This window comes from Bradyrhizobium sp. AZCC 1693 (genome assembly GCF_036924745.1).
Taxonomy (GTDB): domain Bacteria; phylum Pseudomonadota; class Alphaproteobacteria; order Rhizobiales; family Xanthobacteraceae; genus Bradyrhizobium.
Window position 1 is genome coordinate 6110158 of sequence record NZ_JAZHSD010000001.1, and the last position, 17510, is coordinate 6127667.

A 17510-nucleotide genomic window follows, 5' to 3' on the forward strand; every position below is an offset into this window, starting at 1 on the left:
TTACGAAAGGCCCTTGATTTTCTTGCACGGCGTCGACGAGGTCGACGACATCCGTGCGACGTCGGCCACGGAGCGGATGGAAAGCTTTTCCTTAGCCGTGATGAAGCGCAACACGCCGTGCGGATGGGCGTCGCAGAACTGCGCAAGCGTGGCGGCCGTTGCCGAAACGCTGTCCTGTTTGGGAATCACGGCGATGCCGCCATCCCTCACGATGTACGCGTCCTTCACGTTGGGCATGGCTGACGTCGCGATGCAGATCTTGAACAGGTCGTTGTAGGCCTGGGGCGTCAGGGTCAGGTCACCGCCGGGAGTTGCCAGCAGATACTCACGGCTCTTGCGGCAGTTCTCGTTGTCCGCCCGCGCCGCACCGGTCGCCAGCGCCAACAGCATCGCGGTCGCGAGCAATAGCCTCATGCCGTTATTCCGATGCTGCGGTCCGCGGATGTCCGCTTGCCCGAATAGGCCAGGCCATAGGTTGTCGCCGCACAGCGTTCCCATGAAAGGGCGCGGGCATGGGCGGATGCGCCAGCCGCGAGGATGGCGCGCAGGCCGCGATCTGCGGCCATCTCCGCGATCGCCTGCGATATGCTCTCCACCGATGGCGGGACGAGAATTCCGGTTTCGTCGGCGAGCACGGCGTCAGGCACCCCGCCGATATCGGTCGCAATGCTCGGCAGGCCGGCGGCTCCGGCCTCGAGATAGACCAGTCCAAATCCCTCCACCCGGCCACTCGTGTCCGGCAATCCCGTCAGGCAGAAGAAATCCGAGGCCGCGTAGAGATCGCGGATTGCCTCGTTCGTCTGCGGGCCGAGGAACCGAATGTCGCAGGCTACCTGACTGGCGGCCTTCCGCAACTCGCCGACATAATCGGCTTCGCCGTCGGGGCCGATCACGAGCCACGTGATGCGCTGGCGCAGATTGTCCGGAAGCTGGGACAATGCGGCGAGCGTCAGATGATGTCCCTTGCGGCGCGTGATCCGCGCGACCGTCGCCATCACCAGCCGGTCTTCCGGCAGGCGATGGGCCAGGCGAATCTCTCGTCGTTTTCGTTGCGCGCCGAACCAGAATTCCGATACGCCGAGATTGATCGCGCTGATCCTGGCGGGATCGACGGCGAAGCGTTCGCGGAACAGCGTCTCGGTGAAGCGGCTGTTGGCGACGACCTCCGTGCGCGGCCCGAACACGCCGGCGCCGCGGATCGCCATGCGCTTCAGCGGCGTCTGCGTTTCGTTGATCTCGGTGCCATGCACCGTCATCAATACGCGCGCCGGCGTTCGCCATCTGGAGAGCGCGAGCGGAATGAAGAACGGCCAGTCGGCGGCATGGACCACATCGTATCGATCGCTGCGGACGCCGCGTCGCGTCAGCATGATCTTGCGCGGAAGGCCGCGCATCGAGTGGAGGCCGCCGCGAAACCGAACGACTTCGAAGGGCAGCGACCGGTCGTCGTGGGTCGGCCGCGCGTAGTCGGGCGCCACCACGGTGACTTTTGCGCCAAGCCGGCTGGCGGCTGCCGCGATTTCGCGGGCGTAGGTCCCGATGCCTCCCATCGCGGGAGCGAACTCGCTGGTCAACAGGAGGATGTTCAACCCGGCGCCCTCAATAGGTCGGCGCCGCGGCGGCAAGTCCGCGCGCATCCTGGATTTCCTGATGATAGCGGAACACCCGCGCGAGCTGGGTGCCCGGTGTGAACGCCCTGATGGACTCGGCGATGTGCACCGGATTCATCGCGCCCGCTTCGATGGCCGTCCGGATATCGACGAACCGTTGCGCGAGCGCCTCAGTCATGTCGTCGCGGCTGCCGCCCCGCGCCACGAGATAGCCGCTGACGCCGGCGTGGATCACGGGTTCGAGCTGTGGCAGGTGCATGGCGACGACGGGCCGGCCCACCGCCAGGGTTTCCAGCACGCAACGCGGCATGCCTTCGAACTCGGAGGTCAGGATGCCGGCATGTGCGCTCGCCAGCGTCTCCGCCATGCCGGCGGCATCCTTGAAGCCGTGGCGCACGGTGATGTCTTCGATGGCGGCGAATTCCTCGAACCGGTGCGGGTCGCTGGTGCCGATGTAGTGAAATCTCACATCGCCGTTCAATCGCTGCCGCAGGCGATCGATGGTGCGAAACATCAGCGGCGGATCCTTGAACTCATCGAGCCGGCCCGCGAACACGATCTGGAACGGCGAGGAGTTCAGCGGCCAGAGCTGCGGCTTGAAGATATCAGTGTTGACCCATGTCCAGAGCGTGTCGATCTTGTCCTTGCGGCGCGGATAGGTCTGCTGCAGCCGCTCGGTGATGAACGGATTGACGCAAAGGAACTTCTCGCTCATGGCGACGGCGAACCGCTCACCGGTATTGTGGACGAAGGCGTATTTCCGCAGCAGCGAATCCATCTGCAGTTTCGGCGCGCCCTCGCCGTGAAGCATCTGCACGAAGGGAAGCCGCAGGATTGCCGGCAGCCACGAAAATTCGACCCGCCGCAAATCGACCGAGCACCGCCTGGCGCGGATCAGTTTTGCGATCGGGCCGAAGTGGCGGAGCAGCGCCATGAAGAATTGCCCGGTGAGCGAGGTGCGGATACTGCGGGCCGCTTCGCGCGCCTGCTGATCCGAATAGTGCAGGATGGGCAGGAAGTCGAAGCCGCGGCCGCGGAACGTCAGCCGGTGCAACCGTCCGAGCTCCAGCTCGCCTGTGGAGTCGACGCCGATGAAGAGGATGTCGGTATCAACAGGATGGAAGGTAATGAAGTCGCGGATGTATGTTTCGAGGCCGCCGACCTTTTCACCGCGCGGATCGAACGGATGGATCAGGCAGATCTGGTAACGCGGCTTGATCCGGTTGGCATTTCGCGCCCGCAGCGCCAGGGTCAATGTTGAAGTCATGCGGCTTTCCTCATGCGTGCCTGGACGATTTGCGGAATGGTTCGCGCAACGAGACGCGGAACAACACTCATGCATCTGACATAGCGGGGACCGAGCCGCCGTGGCTCGCGCAGCATGCGCCACGCCCACTCCATGCCGGTTCTGCGCGCGATGGACGGCGCGCGGCTCTGCGTGCCGGCGATGAAATCAAGCGCGGCCCCGATGCATAACACGCCGGTTCCGTTCAATTCGTCGAGGCATCGCGCCGCGAACAGTTCCTGCCGTGGCGCGCCGAGTGCGACGAAGCAGAGCCTGGCGCCCGAGTCGCGAATGCGCTCGATCGCGATATCGGCTTCGCTGGAATAGGGATCGAACCCCGGTCCCGGCGCAAGACATCCCGCGATCTGCAATCCCCTGAAGCGTTCCGACAAACGGCGCGCCGTCACGTTCAGCGTGAGATCGTTCGCGCCCAACAGAAAGACCGAGAGGCCTTTCTTTCGCGCTTCCGCGCAGACCGGTTCGACGAGATCGGCGCCGGTCGTCCGCTCGATTCGCGTTCCCATGAGACGGCTCAGCACGACGATCGGGAACCCGTCGGCTGTGACAAATCGGGCGCGGCGATAGGCGGCGCGAAAGTTCGCGTGTTGCTGCAACTGGACAACGTGATCGAGATTGAGTGTGCAGACACTGAAGTTGTCGCCATGTTGCGCGGCCGACACGATCGACGAGACCGCCGCCGGAAGCGATGGAACATTGATGGCGATTCCGTCGACGGTGAGACTCGGCTGCAACGATATTGGCGGTTCCGACATGTCGATCCCCTGATGATGATTTGATCGAGACGCATTCACGCTGGACTATCGACATGCCTGTCGCTTCGCGACGGGAACTGTGTGTCGAAAATTGTCTCAACCGGCATCGTCACGAAATCGAACCAATGCGACGCAACGATGGCGATGTCGCGATGCGAAGGGCGAGACATGGTGACGAATCATTCACGTGATGGAGATCAGCTATGCAGCAGTGGTCGAGGCGAAATGCGCTCGCTCTTATCGCAGGAGCGAGTGTTGCGTCTTACGAGAAGCAAGTATTCGCCGCACAGCCCACGCAGAGTCTCGGCGCCATTGCGGCTCGTAACGGGATCGTGTTCGGCGCGGCGGCAGGTCCTGTCATCGACAAGGATCAAGCCTATCGCGAGCTCTATCAGACGCAGACGCGCATCGTCACGACTGATATTGCGATGAAGATGGGAACCATCGCGCCGCAGCCGGGTCCGAAGCGGTTCGAGAGCGCGGACCGTCTGCTGCAATTCTGTGCAGCCAACAACATTCCGATGCGCGGCCATTGCCTGATCTGGAACGAATGGGTTCCGCAATGGGTCAGGAACATGAGCGCCACTGAGCGCGAAAAATTCTTCGATTCCTATATCGAGGAAGTAGCTGCCCGTTATGTCGGCAAGCTGCATTCCTGGGATGTCGTCAACGAGCCGTTCTGGCCCGGGCACAAGGCGCCCGGTGGTTACCGGCTCGGTCCATGGTACGACACGTTCGGCACGGGATACGTCCGCCGCGCCTTTGAGCGCGTTGCGATGGTCGATCGGAAGACCAAACTGGTTCTCAACGAGGCGCAGAGCGAGCGCGACGATGAGGTCGGCCTCACGGTGCGCAAGGGATTGCTGCAATTGGTTGACGAATTGAAGCATGCCGGCGTGCCGCTGCATGCCGTCGGCCTGCAAAGTCACCTGCAGCCTCGTTACCCGCACGACCCCGGACGCTTCTCTGAGTTCCTTCACGCGCTCGCCGAACGTGGCGTCGATATTTATCTGACCGAGTTCGACGTGCGCGATGATACGTTTCCGGATGACGTCGCGGCACGCGATGCGATGATCGCCGAGACGGCTGAGAAGTACCTGAACAACGCGCTGCGCGTTTCGGCGGTCAAGGTGGTGATCGCGTGGGAACTCGCCGACAACTACTCGTTCTATACCGATGCGGCGAAGAAGAAGGATCCGCTCGCGCAGCGGCTGCCTCGGCCCTTGCCGTTCGATTCATCGATGCAGAAGAAGCCGCTCTGGTTCGCGATGGCGCGTGCGTTCGAGAATACCCGGAAGTCGTAGGCGGCAATCGTATTGAATGCGCTCATGCCTCCGAATGTTGGGGGCTCGGGCGGAGTATCCGCAGCAGCGTTGGCGCGTAGAGCAGGGCGAGCGCTCCGAAATAGACGGCGACGCCTGCCGCGACATGTGCCGCCAACACGGCAGGGGTGCGGGCTTCCGGGAAAATCCGCAGCAACGCCGCCATCGCAATCGTGGCGAAAGCGATGCGCACGAGATGGCCGACCGGAAGGCGCAGGCCAAACCGGGTAAAGCCGATCGAGAAACTGACGCTTGCCGCGGCCAGCGCCGCCAGCACGGTGGCGCCGGCGACGCCGGCTAACCCCCAGCGCGGCAAGAACAAAGCGCTCAGCACCACGGTCGTCGACGCGTCGATCGCGGCAATGGCCATCATCCAGCGTGTACGGTTTTGCAGGAGAAACACCTGATCGCCGAAATGGGCGCGCAGGTTGCGGATCGCGCCGGCGAGCGTGGAGAGCGGCAGGACCGCGAGCGTCACCGCCTGGAACGGCACTGCGATCAGCAGATGCACGATCTCCGTCCTCAGCATGAAGATGCCGGCGAGGCTCGGCGCCAGGATGGCGACCAACAGTGCGCTGTTGGCGGCAAGCTGGCGCATGCCGGCCTGGCTGCCCTCCTGTTCCATGCTCTTGACCGCAAGCGGGAACGCGGCGGCCGTTACCAGCATGGCCGCGACGGCCGCGGCGCGTTGGCCGAGGCCGTAACCCACCGCGAACAGTCCGGCCGCGGCCACGCCCGACATCTGGTTGACGATGAAGCGCGACGCATTGAGGCCGACCCAGCCGAGCGCGCCGCCGACGATCAGCGGAATGCCGTAGCGCAGCGCGTGGCCGACGATCTCCCGGTCGATCGGCCAAAGGCGATAGCCACTGCGAAGTGCGGGCAGCACGATCAGCGCCGCGGTCAGTTGCGCCGCGGCGTATCCCGCCAGCGGCCACTCCGCCGATTGGCCGAACAATCTGATCAACACTAGGCCGGCGATAAATCCCACCGACGGCCCGAATACCTGCTGGATCGTGTAGACCCGGATCTGCTGCTGCGCGCGGGCGCGCTCGCCGATATAGAGGTTGAGGGACCGGGTCGTCACATAGGCGACGGCGGCAAGGAGAAGGCCAGCTCTCGCGTCGGGCGCGATGACCAGAAGCAGGATGCCGACGACGGCCGCGCTTTGCAACGCAATGGATGCCAGCAGGACCGCGTTTTCGGTGCGATAGAAGCGCGGTGCGTCGTTGGCGTCCTGGTAGCGTCCGAGGAAGCGCAGCGCATATTGCGACCACCAGGCGAGAAAGCCGATCTGCAGCAATTCATGCGTGGCGGTGATCAGCGTGATCACGCCGAGCGTGTGTTCGTCGATGACATGCGTCCAAACGATCATCGCCAGAAGCTGGAACAGCGGTCCGACGAATTGCGCGGGCAGATAGAGCAGCGTGTGTTTCAGGAGCATCTGTTCAGGCCCCCAGCCAGCGGCAGAGTCGGGCGGAGGCGAACTGCCGGACGGCCAGCAGCACGGCAGCGCTGAGGAGGACGGCCAAGCCGCCGCAAACGGCAAAGCCGGCGACAGCGCCGAGCTGATGCAGCGTGGTGTGATCGCGCAACGCCATGACGATGAAGATGTGCCAGAGATAGATGAAGTAGCTGCCAGATCCGATACAGCCAAGCAGCGGCGAGCTCGGCTGGAGAGCGAACAGTGCAACGCAGAACAGCGCTGCATAAAGAAAGAAGGCGATCGAATCGTAGGTGGCGGCGTCGCCAAGACCGAGAATGCGCACGGCGGCATAGAGCGCGTAGGTCGCCAGCATGGCGCCGAGCAGCGTACGGCGCACGCTGTGGTCGCTTAAGTCTGCGAACATCGCGGTCAGCGCGCCGAGCGCGACAAAGGAGAACCAGAACGGAATATCGCGCATGCGGACTTCGTCGAGCAATGCGTCCGAAGCGCCGAGCCGCGACATGGCAGGATCGAGATAGCTGCCGGCAAGCAGGCCGCAGCCGATCGAGAGAGCAAGGAGAAGGGCGATCCGCTTTTCTGCGCCGGGTTTCCCGGCGCCGCTAACCGCAAAGACGAGCCACAGACCGAGCGTGCAGCAGATATAGACGAAGACGTAATAGTAGACGAAGACGTATCCGAGTCCGAACCGCGCCAGCGTCGTGCCGATGCGATGATCCATCGCCGGATTATGCAGCGCCATGTAGATGTAGGCGGCGGCGAACGCGATCGCATAGGGGATTAGGGCCGCTTTCAATCGCTTCGCGAGCGGCACGCGGCCGGAAAGCGCTGTCAGATATCCTGATACGAACAGGAAGACCGGCACGCAGGGCCGCAGCGCTGCGTCGAGGGATTTTGCCCAGATAGCATCGAGCGGCTGCGGCAGCGAATGGATTCCGATCACCATCAGGATGGCGATGCCGCGCATGGCGTCGACGACGCCGTCGCGGCTTTTGGCCGGCGCCTGCACGACGCTCCGGGATCGCTGGTTTGCCGGTATGCGCTCCACCACCGTCATCATGTGCTCTCCTGCCGCGAGATCGCGGGAGACGGTGCGGGCCTGCTGGCGCGGCGATCGTAAGCCTCGGTCAGATAGCGCCGCAGCGGCGTTTCGAACGTGCGCAGCGAGATGACGCTGGCGAATGCCATCGCTGCCGGTATGCGCTCCACCACCGTCATCATGTGCTCTCCTGCCGCGAGATCGCGGGAGACGGTGCGGGCCTGCTGGCGCGGCGATCGTAAGCCTCGGTCAGATAGCGCCGCAGCGGCGTTTCGAACGTGCGCAGCGAGATGACGCTGGCGAATGCCAGGATGACGATCGCTACCGGCGCCAGTATCAGCCGTTCATGCGGCGACAGGGAAAGCAGTCGCGATCCGAAGGTGATGATGACGGTGGCAACCGGAATATGCAGCATGTAACAGGAATAGGTCAGCGGCGACCAGCGATCGAAGCGGAGCCGCGACAGCAGCGTTTCACGCCCCGCGCAGTCCGCCTGAACAGCAAGTATTGCGACGGCATAGATCGCGAGCACGGCGGTCATCGTCGGTAGCCACGAGCCGAGCACGATAAACGCCACGAGCGATGCAGCCAGAGCGCCGGGAATCACTGGCCAGCGCGCGATCCGGTCGCGAAACAGATAGCAGGCCATGCCGAGATTGAAGGCGGGCAGCGCCCTGAAGGCGCCGCCGTGGTTGATCCAGTCGGCCCACGGCGTCGTTCCTGCGGCCCATGCCCAAAGGGAATTGGCGACCGCGGTGAGGGCCACGAGCGCAATGACCGCCTCCTTGCGGCGTTGCGCGATCAGCGCGACGGCCGGGAAAAGCAGATAGCAGAACATCTCCGCCGACAGCGACCAGCTCGGAAAGTTGAACGTCAGGCGCTCGCCTATGAATGCGTGAAGCAGCAGGAATTGTGCGGGCAGGTCGGAGAGCGGATAACGGGCCGGGTTGTCGGTCTGGGCAGCGCCGAAATGAAGCGCGCCGGCAAGCGCCATATAGAAGGCAAGCGTGGCGAGATGCAGCGGATAGATGCGGGCGAGTCGACGCCAGAGGAAGCGGCCGATCGATGCGGCATTGTTGACGCGACCGAAATATTGCCGGGCAATGACAAAGCCGGAGACGACAAAGAACAGATCCACGAACAGATTGAAATGCCGGGTGTGCGCGATCATGAAATGGCCGATCGGCACTTCCTTGAAGTAATCGGAATAGTGAAGGACCACGACAGCGCTGGCTGCAACGATCCGCAACCCGTCCTGATGCCGTGTGGCGCTGGTGTCATGCAAGGCTGCGGTACTCCGGACCCGATTTTCCTGGAACGGGCTTGTCAGTTGGCAAGCCGGGCGATCAGGCTGATGACCGTTTCGCGGTCGCCGCGCGCCAGATCGTTCCAGCGCGCCAGATTGCGCACCGCCAGCGCCACATACCGGGCGCGCCAGTCATCGTTCCCCAGCGCGGCCGCGATCCGCGCGGCCGCACAAGAAGGATCGGCGGTATCGATGTGGATGCCGGACTCGCCGAGCACTTCGCGGAAGATGGCGGCATCCGGCGCGATAATCGGCAGGCCGGCGTATTGCGCCTCCAGCAGCGGCAATCCCAGGCCTTCGTCATGGGAGGTGCAGATGAACAGGTCGGCGGCGTCAAGCAACTGGTTGACTCGCTCGGCGGACTGATATCCGTGCAGCGTAACGCCCGGTTGGCTCTCAAGCGCTTGCCAGTCGTCACCCCATCCCGGTCGTCCGACGATGTCCAGCGTCGCTTCCGGAAATCCCTGCATGCGCAACGCATCGAGGATTTTCGCCGCCGCTCGAAAATTCTTGCGCGGCTCCACCGTGCCCAGCGCGATCAGCCGAAGCGGTCGGGGCTGCGCGCTGCGTTCCCCGCGTTGTCCGGGGTCGAGACCAAACACGTTGCGGACCGAAGGCCGATAGAGCGTCACTTCCGCGTCTGGCCGGCAATGCGCGGCAAGTTTACGCCTTGTATCGCCGGAATTTGCAAGAAAGCGCGGGTAGTGGCGCAAGGCGAGCTTGAACGGGCCGGCCATGTAAAGTCGGGCTCGCATGTTGAGTTCGGCGCGCCGCGTGATCAGAAAATCATCATGGATATAGGGCAGCACCCGCGATGCGAACGGCCGCAGCAGCGGGCTGGGCGGAAAGCCGGGGCATAGCAGGATGGAGGACGAAGCGGCGAGCCGCATCGGCAACCCCAGGGTCTGCGTCGTCACCATCTGGCGAACACCCTGGGCCCTCACCGGCACGACATCGAGCGGTGCAAGCGCTGACTCGGAGAACAGCTCCAGCGTGATGCGTTCAAGGCCGGTGACGTGACGTCCGAGATGGGTGTTGTCGACATAGATGGTCATGCGAAGAGTATCCAGATTTATGCCGGAACGGACCGGTAGGTGACGTGCGGACGAGTTTGCGAGGGCGCGGTGACGCGATGCCGCTCACGCGGCAGCAGCATCGAGATGAGGATCGCGAACTGCGCGAACTGAATGTTCTTCGACGACAAGCTCACTGAACTCGCCGCGATGATGACGATCAGCAGCACGATGGCCCATGCCGCCGGGTGTGCGCGGCGCAGCAATTCGACGAAGAAGCAGACCAGTCCGATCGTCAGCAGGATGGTATGGATGAGGCCGAACTGAACGACGGATGAAATCCAGAAGTTTTCGATGCCGTAGTTGAGGCCGAGCTGCGACTGCAGCGCGTTCGCCCGGACCGGGTTGGGGCCAAGGATCAGTTCATTCCAATCGAAATGCGAGAGCAGGCTGAAGGTGGCGTAGCGCGCCAGCGTGCTGCCCTTGTCGGAGGAGAAGCGCAGCAGCATCTTGTCGAAAATGCCGAGGTCGAGCGCGGCGAATATGATGGCGCCGGCGGCAAACAGCACGCAGATGGCGAGGATGGCCGCCGGAAGCGGCATTCGCTTTCCGCGCATCAGGTGGAGCGCTTCGAAGCCGCCGATCAGACCGATGACCGCCAGCACCGTGACCAGCGAGGTTCGGCCGCCGAACGCCATCAGCGATGCCAGGCAGAACGCGATCAGCGGCAGCCGCACGAGAATCGGCGGACAGATCGCCGGACGAAGCACCAGCGCCAGGACGTAAGCGCCCACGATGCCGGATGCCGTCAGCGGATGGCCGAGCAGCGCCGCGGAGCGCCATTCTCCCATCACCACGACGTCGCCGAGCGTCAGCGGGATCAGCCGATGGCCGGAGAAATACTCATAATATCCGAGCACGACGTTCAGCAGGATCGTCAGGTGAATGGCCCAGACCAGCGGACGCCGTTGCGCAGTCGATAATTGCCACATCACCATCGCGATCAGGATCGGCAGCAGAAATGTGTCGATGATGACCGTGAAGGGACGTTCGAGCACGATCACCTGGACCAGCAGAAACAGCCAGCACAGCAGGTACGCCAGCAGCAGCTTCGATTCGGAAAACATCCGGTTGATCTCGCCGACCGGGCCGCGGCTGCGGATCAACAGCAGGGAGAATGCGAGCAGTGTGAAATAGGTGGCGGGATGCAGCTTCTCGTAAAAATTTCCGCCCGCGGTCAAATAGTGGATTTTCCAGTTGGTCAGGACGGAGGACGAGAGCGTGAAGGTTGCAATGACGGCCAGCAGCATCAAGCCGGTCGCGATCCGTTCGATGTACGCATCGGCACTCGTGGCGCGCCCAGGTGTATGTGCAGGCCGCACCGCGTCCAATACAAGGGGGCGGCGGCGCATCTGTGCGACGCCTGCCGATCCGTTCAACGGTCCACGCGCTCTCACCGCGCCGCTCCGGCATGAAGGCTCGCGGCGCCGTACGGCTTGAGATAGGCCGAGCTGCGGTAATAGTCATAGAACTGCAGGCGGCTGAGATCGACGCGGGTCAACACCGTGCCCATGACCCGGTCGCGGACCGGGGACAGCAGATCCATGGCATGGGACACCACTTCGCCGGGCGTCTGGTCCCAGGCCATCGCCAGAATGATGCGATCGGCCAGTTCGGCGAGCGCGCGGCCATCGACCAGCGGCACCAGCGGCGGCGAGTCGATCACGATCAGTTCATAGCGGTGACGGAAATGATCGAGAACGTCGACGATCCGGTCGGAGAACATCAGCTCCGTGATGTATTCGACCTCCTTGATCCTGGTCGACGGCAGAATCGAAAGCCCGGTGCTGGGATCCACCAGAATGGTGTGTTCCGGCGCGGTCTGGCCGATTGCGACTTCCAGCAGGCCGGCGTCGGCGCGCGGGCATAGCGAGCGCGTCACTTGCGGATTGCGGAGGTCGCCATCGATGAGGAGCGTCCGGATGCCGAGCATGGCCAGCGATTGCGCAAGATTGATCGAGAGCGTGGTCTTGCCCTCGCTGTCGAGCGCGGAGGTGACTTGCACGACCTTCACTGGCTGCGAGCGCATCGTCCGTTGCAGCGCAAGGCGAACGGCCCGGATCGCTTCGGCGAAGAACGTGCCGGGTTCGTCGATCGCGTAGCGCGTCAAAGGCGGCTGCAACGGCGCCGGCAGCAACTTCGTGTTCTTCGGATCGTAGCGGCCGAGTTCGTTGCGTCCGCGCCGGGCGAGACGGGCCAACTCGCGCGCGCCGACCAGCGGGACCGCGGCAAGCGCCGGTACGCCCGAAATGGCTTCGGCCTGTTCGAGCGTCTTGATGCGGCCGTCGAGATAGTCGGCGAGAAACGCCAGCACGCTGCCTGCGCCGAGACCGAGCATCAGCGCAAGACCAAGGATCAGCATCGTCTTGGGAGAGGACGGCCTGATCGGAATGCTGGCCTTGGTGACGATCCGGGAATCCGGCATCTCCAGGCTCTCTTGCGCCGTCGTTTCCTTGGAGCGCGCCAGATAGGATTCATACTGCGTGCGATTGGCCTCGGCCTCGCGCTGCAGTTCGCGCAGGCGCACCTGCGCCTGGCCTGAGGAGGTGGACACGCCCTGGAGCTGGTCGAGACTTTGCTGCAGCGACGCCTCGCGGGAGCGTGCCACGTCGTAATCGTGCTTGGTGCTCTCCAGTATTCGCCGGATTTCCTCGTTGATCAGTTTTTGGGTATCGCGCCGCTGCGCCCGCACATTGGCGACGAGCGGATGACGCGCGCCGTATTTGCTCGCCAAATCGGCTTCGTTCTTGGCGATGTCGGCATATTGGGTACGCAATTTCGTGATCATTTCCGAGGAAATCGCCGCGTTGATGCCGCCGGGATCGCCACCTGACTTCGCGATATCCTGCACCTGCTCGTATTTCGCCCGCGCTTCCGCCGTTTGCGCGCGCCCGGCGATCAGCTTGCTGTTGAGGTCGGTGATCTGCTGGTCGTTGAGCGTAACGCCCTGGGAAACCGTCAGATTGTTGGCGGAACGAAAGTCCTCGACTGCCTTTTCGGAAGCGACCACTCTGGACTTCAAGTCATCGATCTGGCCATTGAGCCAGGTCGCCGCAATGCGCGTGGCGTCGTATTTGGCGCGAACCTGCTCGTCGAAATAGGCGTCCGCAATCGCGTTGGCGATGGTTGCGGCTTTCTGCGGCGATTCCGAACTGATGGCGATGTCGACGAGGAAGGTGGTGCCCTGCCGCGTGACCTTCATTCGCTTCTGAAGGATTTCGACCGATCGCGCTTTGGCGGCGTCTTCCGGGCTGGCTCCGTCGCTCGGGCCGCTGCTGGCGAACAGCCGCTTGATCGGATCGAGTAGGCTGGGTTTTGGTGTGAATTCCTCGTCCTCCGTCAGCTTCAGCTTGCCGACGACGCGCGTCAGGATCGCGACCGACTGGATCAGCAGCGTCTGGCTTTCGATGGTGGCGTCATCCGTGCCGAAGTTCGACAGCACGGATTGGTTGGTCTCTACGACGCTGGCGCGGCGCGGGTCGACCAGCACGGTCGACGTCGCCGTATATAGAGTGGTGGCGAACAACAAATAGGTCAGCGCCAGCCCGAGCAGGGTGGCGGCCGGCAGTACCACCATCCTGTAGCGGCGGCGCAGGATGCGGCCCATCTCGCGCAGATCGACGGTCGGATACTGCCAGCCTTCCGCGGGGCGGCTGACAGGCTCGTCGGGGATCACATAGGGCAGGTCAGAATTGCGCTGTAACATTCATGCCTACCAAGTGTTTGTCGAAGGTGAAGGCGGGGAGGTCGCTGTCACGCTTGGTGTAGCGGTAGTAGGCGGATACGGCCGCGAAGCGATTGACGAGATATTTGACGCGGGTGTCCGATGTCAGCACGTTATCCCTGCGGAGCTGGCCGAAGAACTTGTCGTTCTCGTAGCCGCCGGCGAGCGAGACGATGATGTTGCGCCGCAGTTCGTAATCGAGGCCGAGTTGAACGGCGTTGGCGAGCACGCCGGTGGCGCTGGTGTCGGAGGTTTGCGTGACGATCTGCTCGGCATTGAAATGCACGTCGAGCAGGCGTGTGGGACGCCATGTCAGCCGCGCGCGGTAGGAAGGACCCTCGATGTTGCCGATCGACGGATCGTCGAAACGCTGCTGGACATAGCCGGCGCCGAATTCGCCGGTGATCAGGTTGCCCAGCCCGACCGTGATTCCGGACAGCGCGCGATACCCCTGCGAGTCCAGCGTGTGGCCCGGCGTTCCCTTGATGTCGCGCTGATTGCCTTCCACGCCGCCGAACCAGCCGAGGGTGGACGAGATCGCATAGTCGATCCGGCTGTGGAGTGCGTAGATCTGCCCGTCGCGGGCATCCTGGTTGATGACGGTGCCGTCCTGTGCGCGCGTCGATCCGTAGTCGTAGGAATCGGTTCGGAAGCCGACCGATGTGGTCAGCCGGTTGAACTCCTTGCGCAGCGTGAGGTCGCCGGACATCAGATTGTACGGCGTCGGCGATATGGCGTTGCCGGGCGAACTGACCGTGCCGACGCCTTCGTTCAGATGCGCGATCTGAAAATTGCCCAGCAGCATCGTATCGTTCGTGATGTCCAGCCAGCCGTTGCCCTTCAGGCTGGCGTTGGTCTGGTTCAGGCTCGAAAACTGGCTATACGCCGTCGACTGCGCATCCAGCTTCAGGTCGAGACCGTGCCGCCCCCATAACGAGTGCGCGCGCAGGGTCGGCTCGATCACCGCCGCGATATCGGAGCGCTGGGCGGTGCCCGAAGCAAAGACGTTGCTGTCGTAAAAGCTGCCGGCGGTCAGCGACGGGTTGAACATCCAGGAACCCGAGCGAATGCCGACGGGTTCATAGCCAGGCTGTTGCCGCTGCTTCACCGGCATGTCCTCGGGCGGAATCTCTTCGCGGTTGTCCGGATCGGTCCTGTCAGGCAGCGTTGACGGTTCGAAGATTTTTTGTGCGTTCCAGGGCGAAGCGAATTCTCCGTTGGTCCACGGAATGGCCTGCGCATTCGCTGACGATCCAAGACCCAAAAGGATTGCAGCTGCCGGAGCCGGCAAGAGGCTGAAGCGGCCTCTGCCGGGCACGCGTATGGAACGGAATCGCTCTGCGCTTCCTTCCGATGCATTCAGCCATGCAAGTGCCAACTCGGATCCCATCACCCATCCCTTGCGGGAACGCGAAGGCGGCGAACACTTGACAGGCGAAGCCCATCGCTCAGAAAATGATCGTCGACTGCGCATTAGAAAGGCATGCCTCATACTCGGTACGCGGGCGCAAGGTTTTTGAGTTGTGAGATTGAAGTGATGCGCTCGCTTGCAACGCGCCTTGCCGGAAAAAGTTTTCCTCGCGCCGCAAAATATTTTGCATCGCAAAATGCTGTGACGACAACGCAACACAACGTCGTCATCCGCACGCGAGCGGCATGCACCTCATCTGGTTCCGCGACGCTAGAAGTAGCGTTCCGGAATCCGAATGTTGTCGCCCGGATAAACCGGAACAGGAGCATCGAGAGGCAGGATCTCTTCTGCGCCGGCGCCTGAGCGGCGCAGAAAGACCTTGTTCTCGTTGGCGCGATACGTGAATCCGCCGGCGCTTGCGACCGCGTCCAGGACCGTCAGCCCATTGCGATACGGGTATTCACCGCTCTTCTTGACTTCGCCAAGAATGTAATACGGGCGATACTGCGCGATCTCGACGTTCACGCGCGGATCGCGCACGATTCCCTTTGCAAGCGCGGATGCGATCGATTTCTCGAGCTGCCGCGTCGTGGCGCCCGCAGCCTTTATATGGCCGGCGAGTGGAATCGAGACCTGACCGCCGTTGTCGATTTCATACTCGCCCGTGATGTCAGATTCGCCGTAGACCTTCAGCCTGATCCGGTCGTTCGGGCCGAGAATGTAACGCTCCGCAGACGCTGCGGATGGCGGCGTCTGTGCTGAAGCGTGAAACGAAAGACCGGCACTGATGCCGGTAATCGCAAGGACGACGAAAAGAAGAAAGCGAAGCGTCGGGCCGGCGCTGAACGACCGTTGCTGCATGGCTGCATCTCCGTGAATGCATGTACAGCCGCTGATCATAAATAAGCAAACACGGCAAAAGAATGTGATGCAGGAGTTCCATCTGCCCAAGATGGGCGCACGCGGTCACAAGTCATTGCATGCGTGTTACAAGATATGCGTGTCACAGGAAAAGGATCGTTGATCCTTCGATCGCAATGCAGGTCAAGGTTCCTGTTCGCCAGGCGCAAGTATCGATATTGATTCGGTTAGAGCGAATGTCTGGATGTGGCACCGGCGTATGACCGTGCACGACGAACCGTTCGTGGTTCCGCGTGCAGTCGAGGAACTCATCACGGATCCAGATCAGATCATTGGCGTCCTGATGCTCGATCGGAACGCCCGGACGAATGCCCGCATGCACGAACAGGAAATCGCCGCAACTGAACCGGTTGCGCAGGCATTGCATGACCAATTCGTGTGCACGCGGGAACACGTCGAGAAAGCGGCGATGCACATCGCTTGCCGTTTCGGTTCCGTCGTGCAGCTCGACACCATAGGACGCAAGTGTCTGCATGCCGCCCAGTTGCTGCCAGTATTGCAGGATGGCCGGGTCCTGCAGAAAACCTTCCATCACAGCTTCGTGGTTGCCGCGCAGGCACACCGCGCCATTGGCGACGAGCCGCACCGCGAGCAGATCGAGCACCGCTCTCGAGTGCGGTCCGCGATCAATATAGTCGCCGAGATAGACTTCGACCGCATGCGCGATCGGCCTGCGCCGTATGTCGTCGTCGATGCGAGCAATTATTTCGCTCAGCAAATCGGCGCGGCCGTGGATGTCACCGACCGCGTAGATGCGTGTATCCGCGGGCGCTGAAGCGGAAATGGAGCGCGATGGTGCCGCAGATGCTCGGTTCATGATCTGCGATGTCGATCATGGAACCGGGTGACGGTCAATCCATCACGCAACACAGCAAGGTGAAGTGTCTAGAAAAAGAGCAGGCGAATCAGGATGACGATCGCAATCCATGCGATCGCGTTCCCGATGATGATTCGGTTCCTGAGACAGCGGTCAGGCAGCAACCTGTCATGTTGCACCAGCGCGCGGCTGTGCAGACGTTCGGCCATCATGGGCGCCTCCCCGGAATTGTTCCGCGAAGTGGACGGCTCGCGAATCGCGGCCGTCTTTGTTTCCTCCGAAGCCTGACGGGCCATCGGCCAATGCGTGCGCCTCAATCACAGGCTCTTGCAAAGTCTCGCGTAAGGCTGTGGCGGATCGCTTCGGCTTTCGATGAACAGGCTCGTTCAAGACAACGACGTGACAGCGATTTGTTGCCACTGCCGTGACGCTGCGTTCGTTCAATTGAAATGTCGAGAATCGGACAGGCGATTTTGTTCCGCGATTTTCGATTATGCATAGCAGCATCGAATCACGCGCAACCCATTAACCCGGCAAATCGAAACTAAGCGCTTCCGAACAAACCAGAATATCGCGTCGCACAAATCACGGTAAAGATTCCGTTGCGGCGCTGCGTGCGAGATTTTCGCTTTCGCGCCAAATTTCGCTCAAGATTGTGGAAAGTCTTACCGACCTGCGAGCGTTTGCGCTCGCGGCGAGTGCCGACGTTCGCCGCTGCGAAATCGTCACGCGCCGTGCCGAGCATTCGAATGTGCTCGATCATAGTCCGGTTCCAGCAGAGAGGA

The 17510-nt window shown here is 62.4% G+C and carries 17 protein-coding genes; 1 reads left to right on the forward strand and 16 read right to left on the reverse strand.

The genetic code is table 11. From position 1 onward, the window contains the following. From V1293_RS28980 to V1293_RS28995, 4 genes are read right to left on the reverse strand one after another with little or no spacing between them, the layout of a single operon-like run. The gene (locus V1293_RS28980; protein ID WP_334514267.1) at window positions 1-414 is read right to left on the reverse strand and encodes a hypothetical protein; all 414 of its coding nucleotides are present in this window, start codon (window positions 412-414) and stop codon (window positions 1-3) included. Further along, window positions 411-1637: a glycosyltransferase family 4 protein gene (locus V1293_RS28985; protein ID WP_334514269.1), complete on the reverse strand. Its 1227-nt coding sequence runs from the start codon at window positions 1635-1637 to the stop codon at window positions 411-413. Before V1293_RS28985 ends, V1293_RS28980 begins: the two co-directional genes overlap by 4 nt. Next, window positions 1600-2877 carry a glycosyltransferase gene (locus tag V1293_RS28990; RefSeq protein WP_334514271.1) on the reverse strand — a complete coding sequence of 426 codons (1278 nt, stop codon included), beginning with the start codon at window positions 2875-2877 and terminating at the stop codon, window positions 1600-1602. The genes V1293_RS28985 and V1293_RS28990 overlap by 38 nt, the downstream gene beginning before the upstream one ends. Continuing rightward, window positions 2874-3668, reverse strand: a complete 795-nt coding sequence (locus tag V1293_RS28995) for a WecB/TagA/CpsF family glycosyltransferase (RefSeq protein ID WP_334514273.1) — start codon at window positions 3666-3668, stop codon at window positions 2874-2876. The genes V1293_RS28990 and V1293_RS28995 overlap by 4 nt, the downstream gene beginning before the upstream one ends. A 203-nt stretch (window positions 3669-3871) precedes the next feature. Between V1293_RS28995 and V1293_RS29000 the strand changes: the two genes are divergently transcribed. Further along, entirely contained in the window at window positions 3872-4972 is a 1101-nt protein-coding gene (locus V1293_RS29000) for an endo-1,4-beta-xylanase (RefSeq protein WP_334514275.1), read from the forward strand. 22 nt (window positions 4973-4994) lie between these two features. Here the strand turns inward: V1293_RS29000 and V1293_RS29005 are convergent, their stop codons facing one another. The 12 genes from V1293_RS29005 to V1293_RS29060 form a co-directional block, all read right to left on the reverse strand. Further along, the gene (locus V1293_RS29005; RefSeq protein WP_334514277.1) at window positions 4995-6434 is read right to left on the reverse strand and encodes a lipopolysaccharide biosynthesis protein; all 1440 of its coding nucleotides are present in this window, start codon (window positions 6432-6434) and stop codon (window positions 4995-4997) included. Window positions 6435-6438: 4 nt separating this feature from the next. After that, the gene (locus tag V1293_RS29010; RefSeq protein ID WP_334514279.1) at window positions 6439-7494 is read right to left on the reverse strand and encodes an acyltransferase; all 1056 of its coding nucleotides are present in this window, start codon (window positions 7492-7494) and stop codon (window positions 6439-6441) included. After that, on the reverse strand, window positions 7491-7655 hold the full coding sequence (locus V1293_RS29015; RefSeq protein WP_334514281.1) for a hypothetical protein: 165 nt from the start codon (window positions 7653-7655) through the stop codon (window positions 7491-7493). Before V1293_RS29015 ends, V1293_RS29010 begins: the two co-directional genes overlap by 4 nt. Further along, the gene (locus V1293_RS29020; protein WP_334514283.1) at window positions 7652-8758 is read right to left on the reverse strand and encodes an acyltransferase family protein; all 1107 of its coding nucleotides are present in this window, start codon (window positions 8756-8758) and stop codon (window positions 7652-7654) included. The genes V1293_RS29015 and V1293_RS29020 overlap by 4 nt, the downstream gene beginning before the upstream one ends. Window positions 8759-8799: 41 nt before the next feature. Further along, on the reverse strand, window positions 8800-9834 hold the full coding sequence (locus tag V1293_RS29025) for a glycosyltransferase (RefSeq protein WP_334514285.1): 1035 nt from the start codon (window positions 9832-9834) through the stop codon (window positions 8800-8802). A 17-nt stretch (window positions 9835-9851) separates the two neighbouring features. After that, window positions 9852-11204, reverse strand: a complete 1353-nt coding sequence (locus V1293_RS29030; protein WP_334514287.1) for a VpsF family polysaccharide biosynthesis protein — start codon at window positions 11202-11204, stop codon at window positions 9852-9854. Window positions 11205-11245: 41 nt separating this feature from the next. Beyond that, the gene (locus V1293_RS29035; RefSeq protein ID WP_334514289.1) at window positions 11246-13558 is read right to left on the reverse strand and encodes an AAA family ATPase; all 2313 of its coding nucleotides are present in this window, start codon (window positions 13556-13558) and stop codon (window positions 11246-11248) included. After that, complete coding sequence (locus tag V1293_RS29040; protein WP_442894380.1) at window positions 13539-14690, reverse strand: outer membrane beta-barrel protein; 1152 nt, start codon at window positions 14688-14690, stop codon at window positions 13539-13541. The genes V1293_RS29035 and V1293_RS29040 overlap by 20 nt, the downstream gene beginning before the upstream one ends. Before the next feature lie 567 nt (window positions 14691-15257). Next, window positions 15258-15938, reverse strand: a complete 681-nt coding sequence (locus tag V1293_RS29045; protein WP_334514294.1) for a polysaccharide biosynthesis/export family protein — start codon at window positions 15936-15938, stop codon at window positions 15258-15260. Between the two features lie 52 nt (window positions 15939-15990). Next, window positions 15991-16725, reverse strand: a complete 735-nt coding sequence (locus tag V1293_RS29050) for a metallophosphoesterase family protein (RefSeq protein WP_334514296.1) — start codon at window positions 16723-16725, stop codon at window positions 15991-15993. Window positions 16726-16793: 68 nt separating this feature from the next. Continuing rightward, window positions 16794-16937, reverse strand: coding sequence for a hypothetical protein (locus tag V1293_RS29055; protein WP_334514298.1), 144 nt, complete (start codon window positions 16935-16937; stop codon window positions 16794-16796). A 332-nt stretch (window positions 16938-17269) separates the two neighbouring features. Continuing rightward, window positions 17270-17488 (reverse strand): hypothetical protein, encoded by a 219-nt coding sequence (locus V1293_RS29060; RefSeq protein WP_334514300.1) that lies wholly within the window; start codon window positions 17486-17488, stop codon window positions 17270-17272. Window positions 17489-17510: the final 22 nt, after the last annotated feature.

What these genes read in the sequence shown, in the direction of transcription:
- V1293_RS28980 (WP_334514267.1), bottom strand. Translation starts at nt 414, where the DNA reads ATGAGGCTATTGCTCGCGACCGCGATGCTGTTGGCGCTGGCGACCGGT.
- V1293_RS28985 (WP_334514269.1), bottom strand. Translation starts at nt 1,637, where the DNA reads ATGCGCGCGGACTTGCCGCCGCGGCGCCGACCTATTGAGGGCGCCGGG.
- V1293_RS28990 (WP_334514271.1), bottom strand. Translation starts at nt 2,877, where the DNA reads ATGACTTCAACATTGACCCTGGCGCTGCGGGCGCGAAATGCCAACCGG.
- V1293_RS28995 (WP_334514273.1), bottom strand. Translation starts at nt 3,668, where the DNA reads ATGTCGGAACCGCCAATATCGTTGCAGCCGAGTCTCACCGTCGACGGA.
- V1293_RS29000 (WP_334514275.1), top strand. Translation starts at nt 3,872, where the DNA reads ATGCAGCAGTGGTCGAGGCGAAATGCGCTCGCTCTTATCGCAGGAGCG.
- V1293_RS29005 (WP_334514277.1), bottom strand. Translation starts at nt 6,434, where the DNA reads ATGCTCCTGAAACACACGCTGCTCTATCTGCCCGCGCAATTCGTCGGA.
- V1293_RS29010 (WP_334514279.1), bottom strand. Translation starts at nt 7,494, where the DNA reads ATGATGACGGTGGTGGAGCGCATACCGGCAAACCAGCGATCCCGGAGC.
- V1293_RS29015 (WP_334514281.1), bottom strand. Translation starts at nt 7,655, where the DNA reads ATGATGACGGTGGTGGAGCGCATACCGGCAGCGATGGCATTCGCCAGC.
- V1293_RS29025 (WP_334514285.1), bottom strand. Translation starts at nt 9,834, where the DNA reads ATGACCATCTATGTCGACAACACCCATCTCGGACGTCACGTCACCGGC.
- V1293_RS29030 (WP_334514287.1), bottom strand. Translation starts at nt 11,204, where the DNA reads ATGCGCCGCCGCCCCCTTGTATTGGACGCGGTGCGGCCTGCACATACA.
- V1293_RS29035 (WP_334514289.1), bottom strand. Translation starts at nt 13,558, where the DNA reads ATGTTACAGCGCAATTCTGACCTGCCCTATGTGATCCCCGACGAGCCT.
- V1293_RS29040 (WP_442894380.1), bottom strand. Translation starts at nt 14,690, where the DNA reads ATGCCGGTGAAGCAGCGGCAACAGCCTGGCTATGAACCCGTCGGCATT.
- V1293_RS29050 (WP_334514296.1), bottom strand. Translation starts at nt 16,725, where the DNA reads ATGAACCGAGCATCTGCGGCACCATCGCGCTCCATTTCCGCTTCAGCG.
- V1293_RS29055 (WP_334514298.1), bottom strand. Translation starts at nt 16,937, where the DNA reads ATGATGGCCGAACGTCTGCACAGCCGCGCGCTGGTGCAACATGACAGG.
- V1293_RS29060 (WP_334514300.1), bottom strand. Translation starts at nt 17,488, where the DNA reads ATGATCGAGCACATTCGAATGCTCGGCACGGCGCGTGACGATTTCGCA.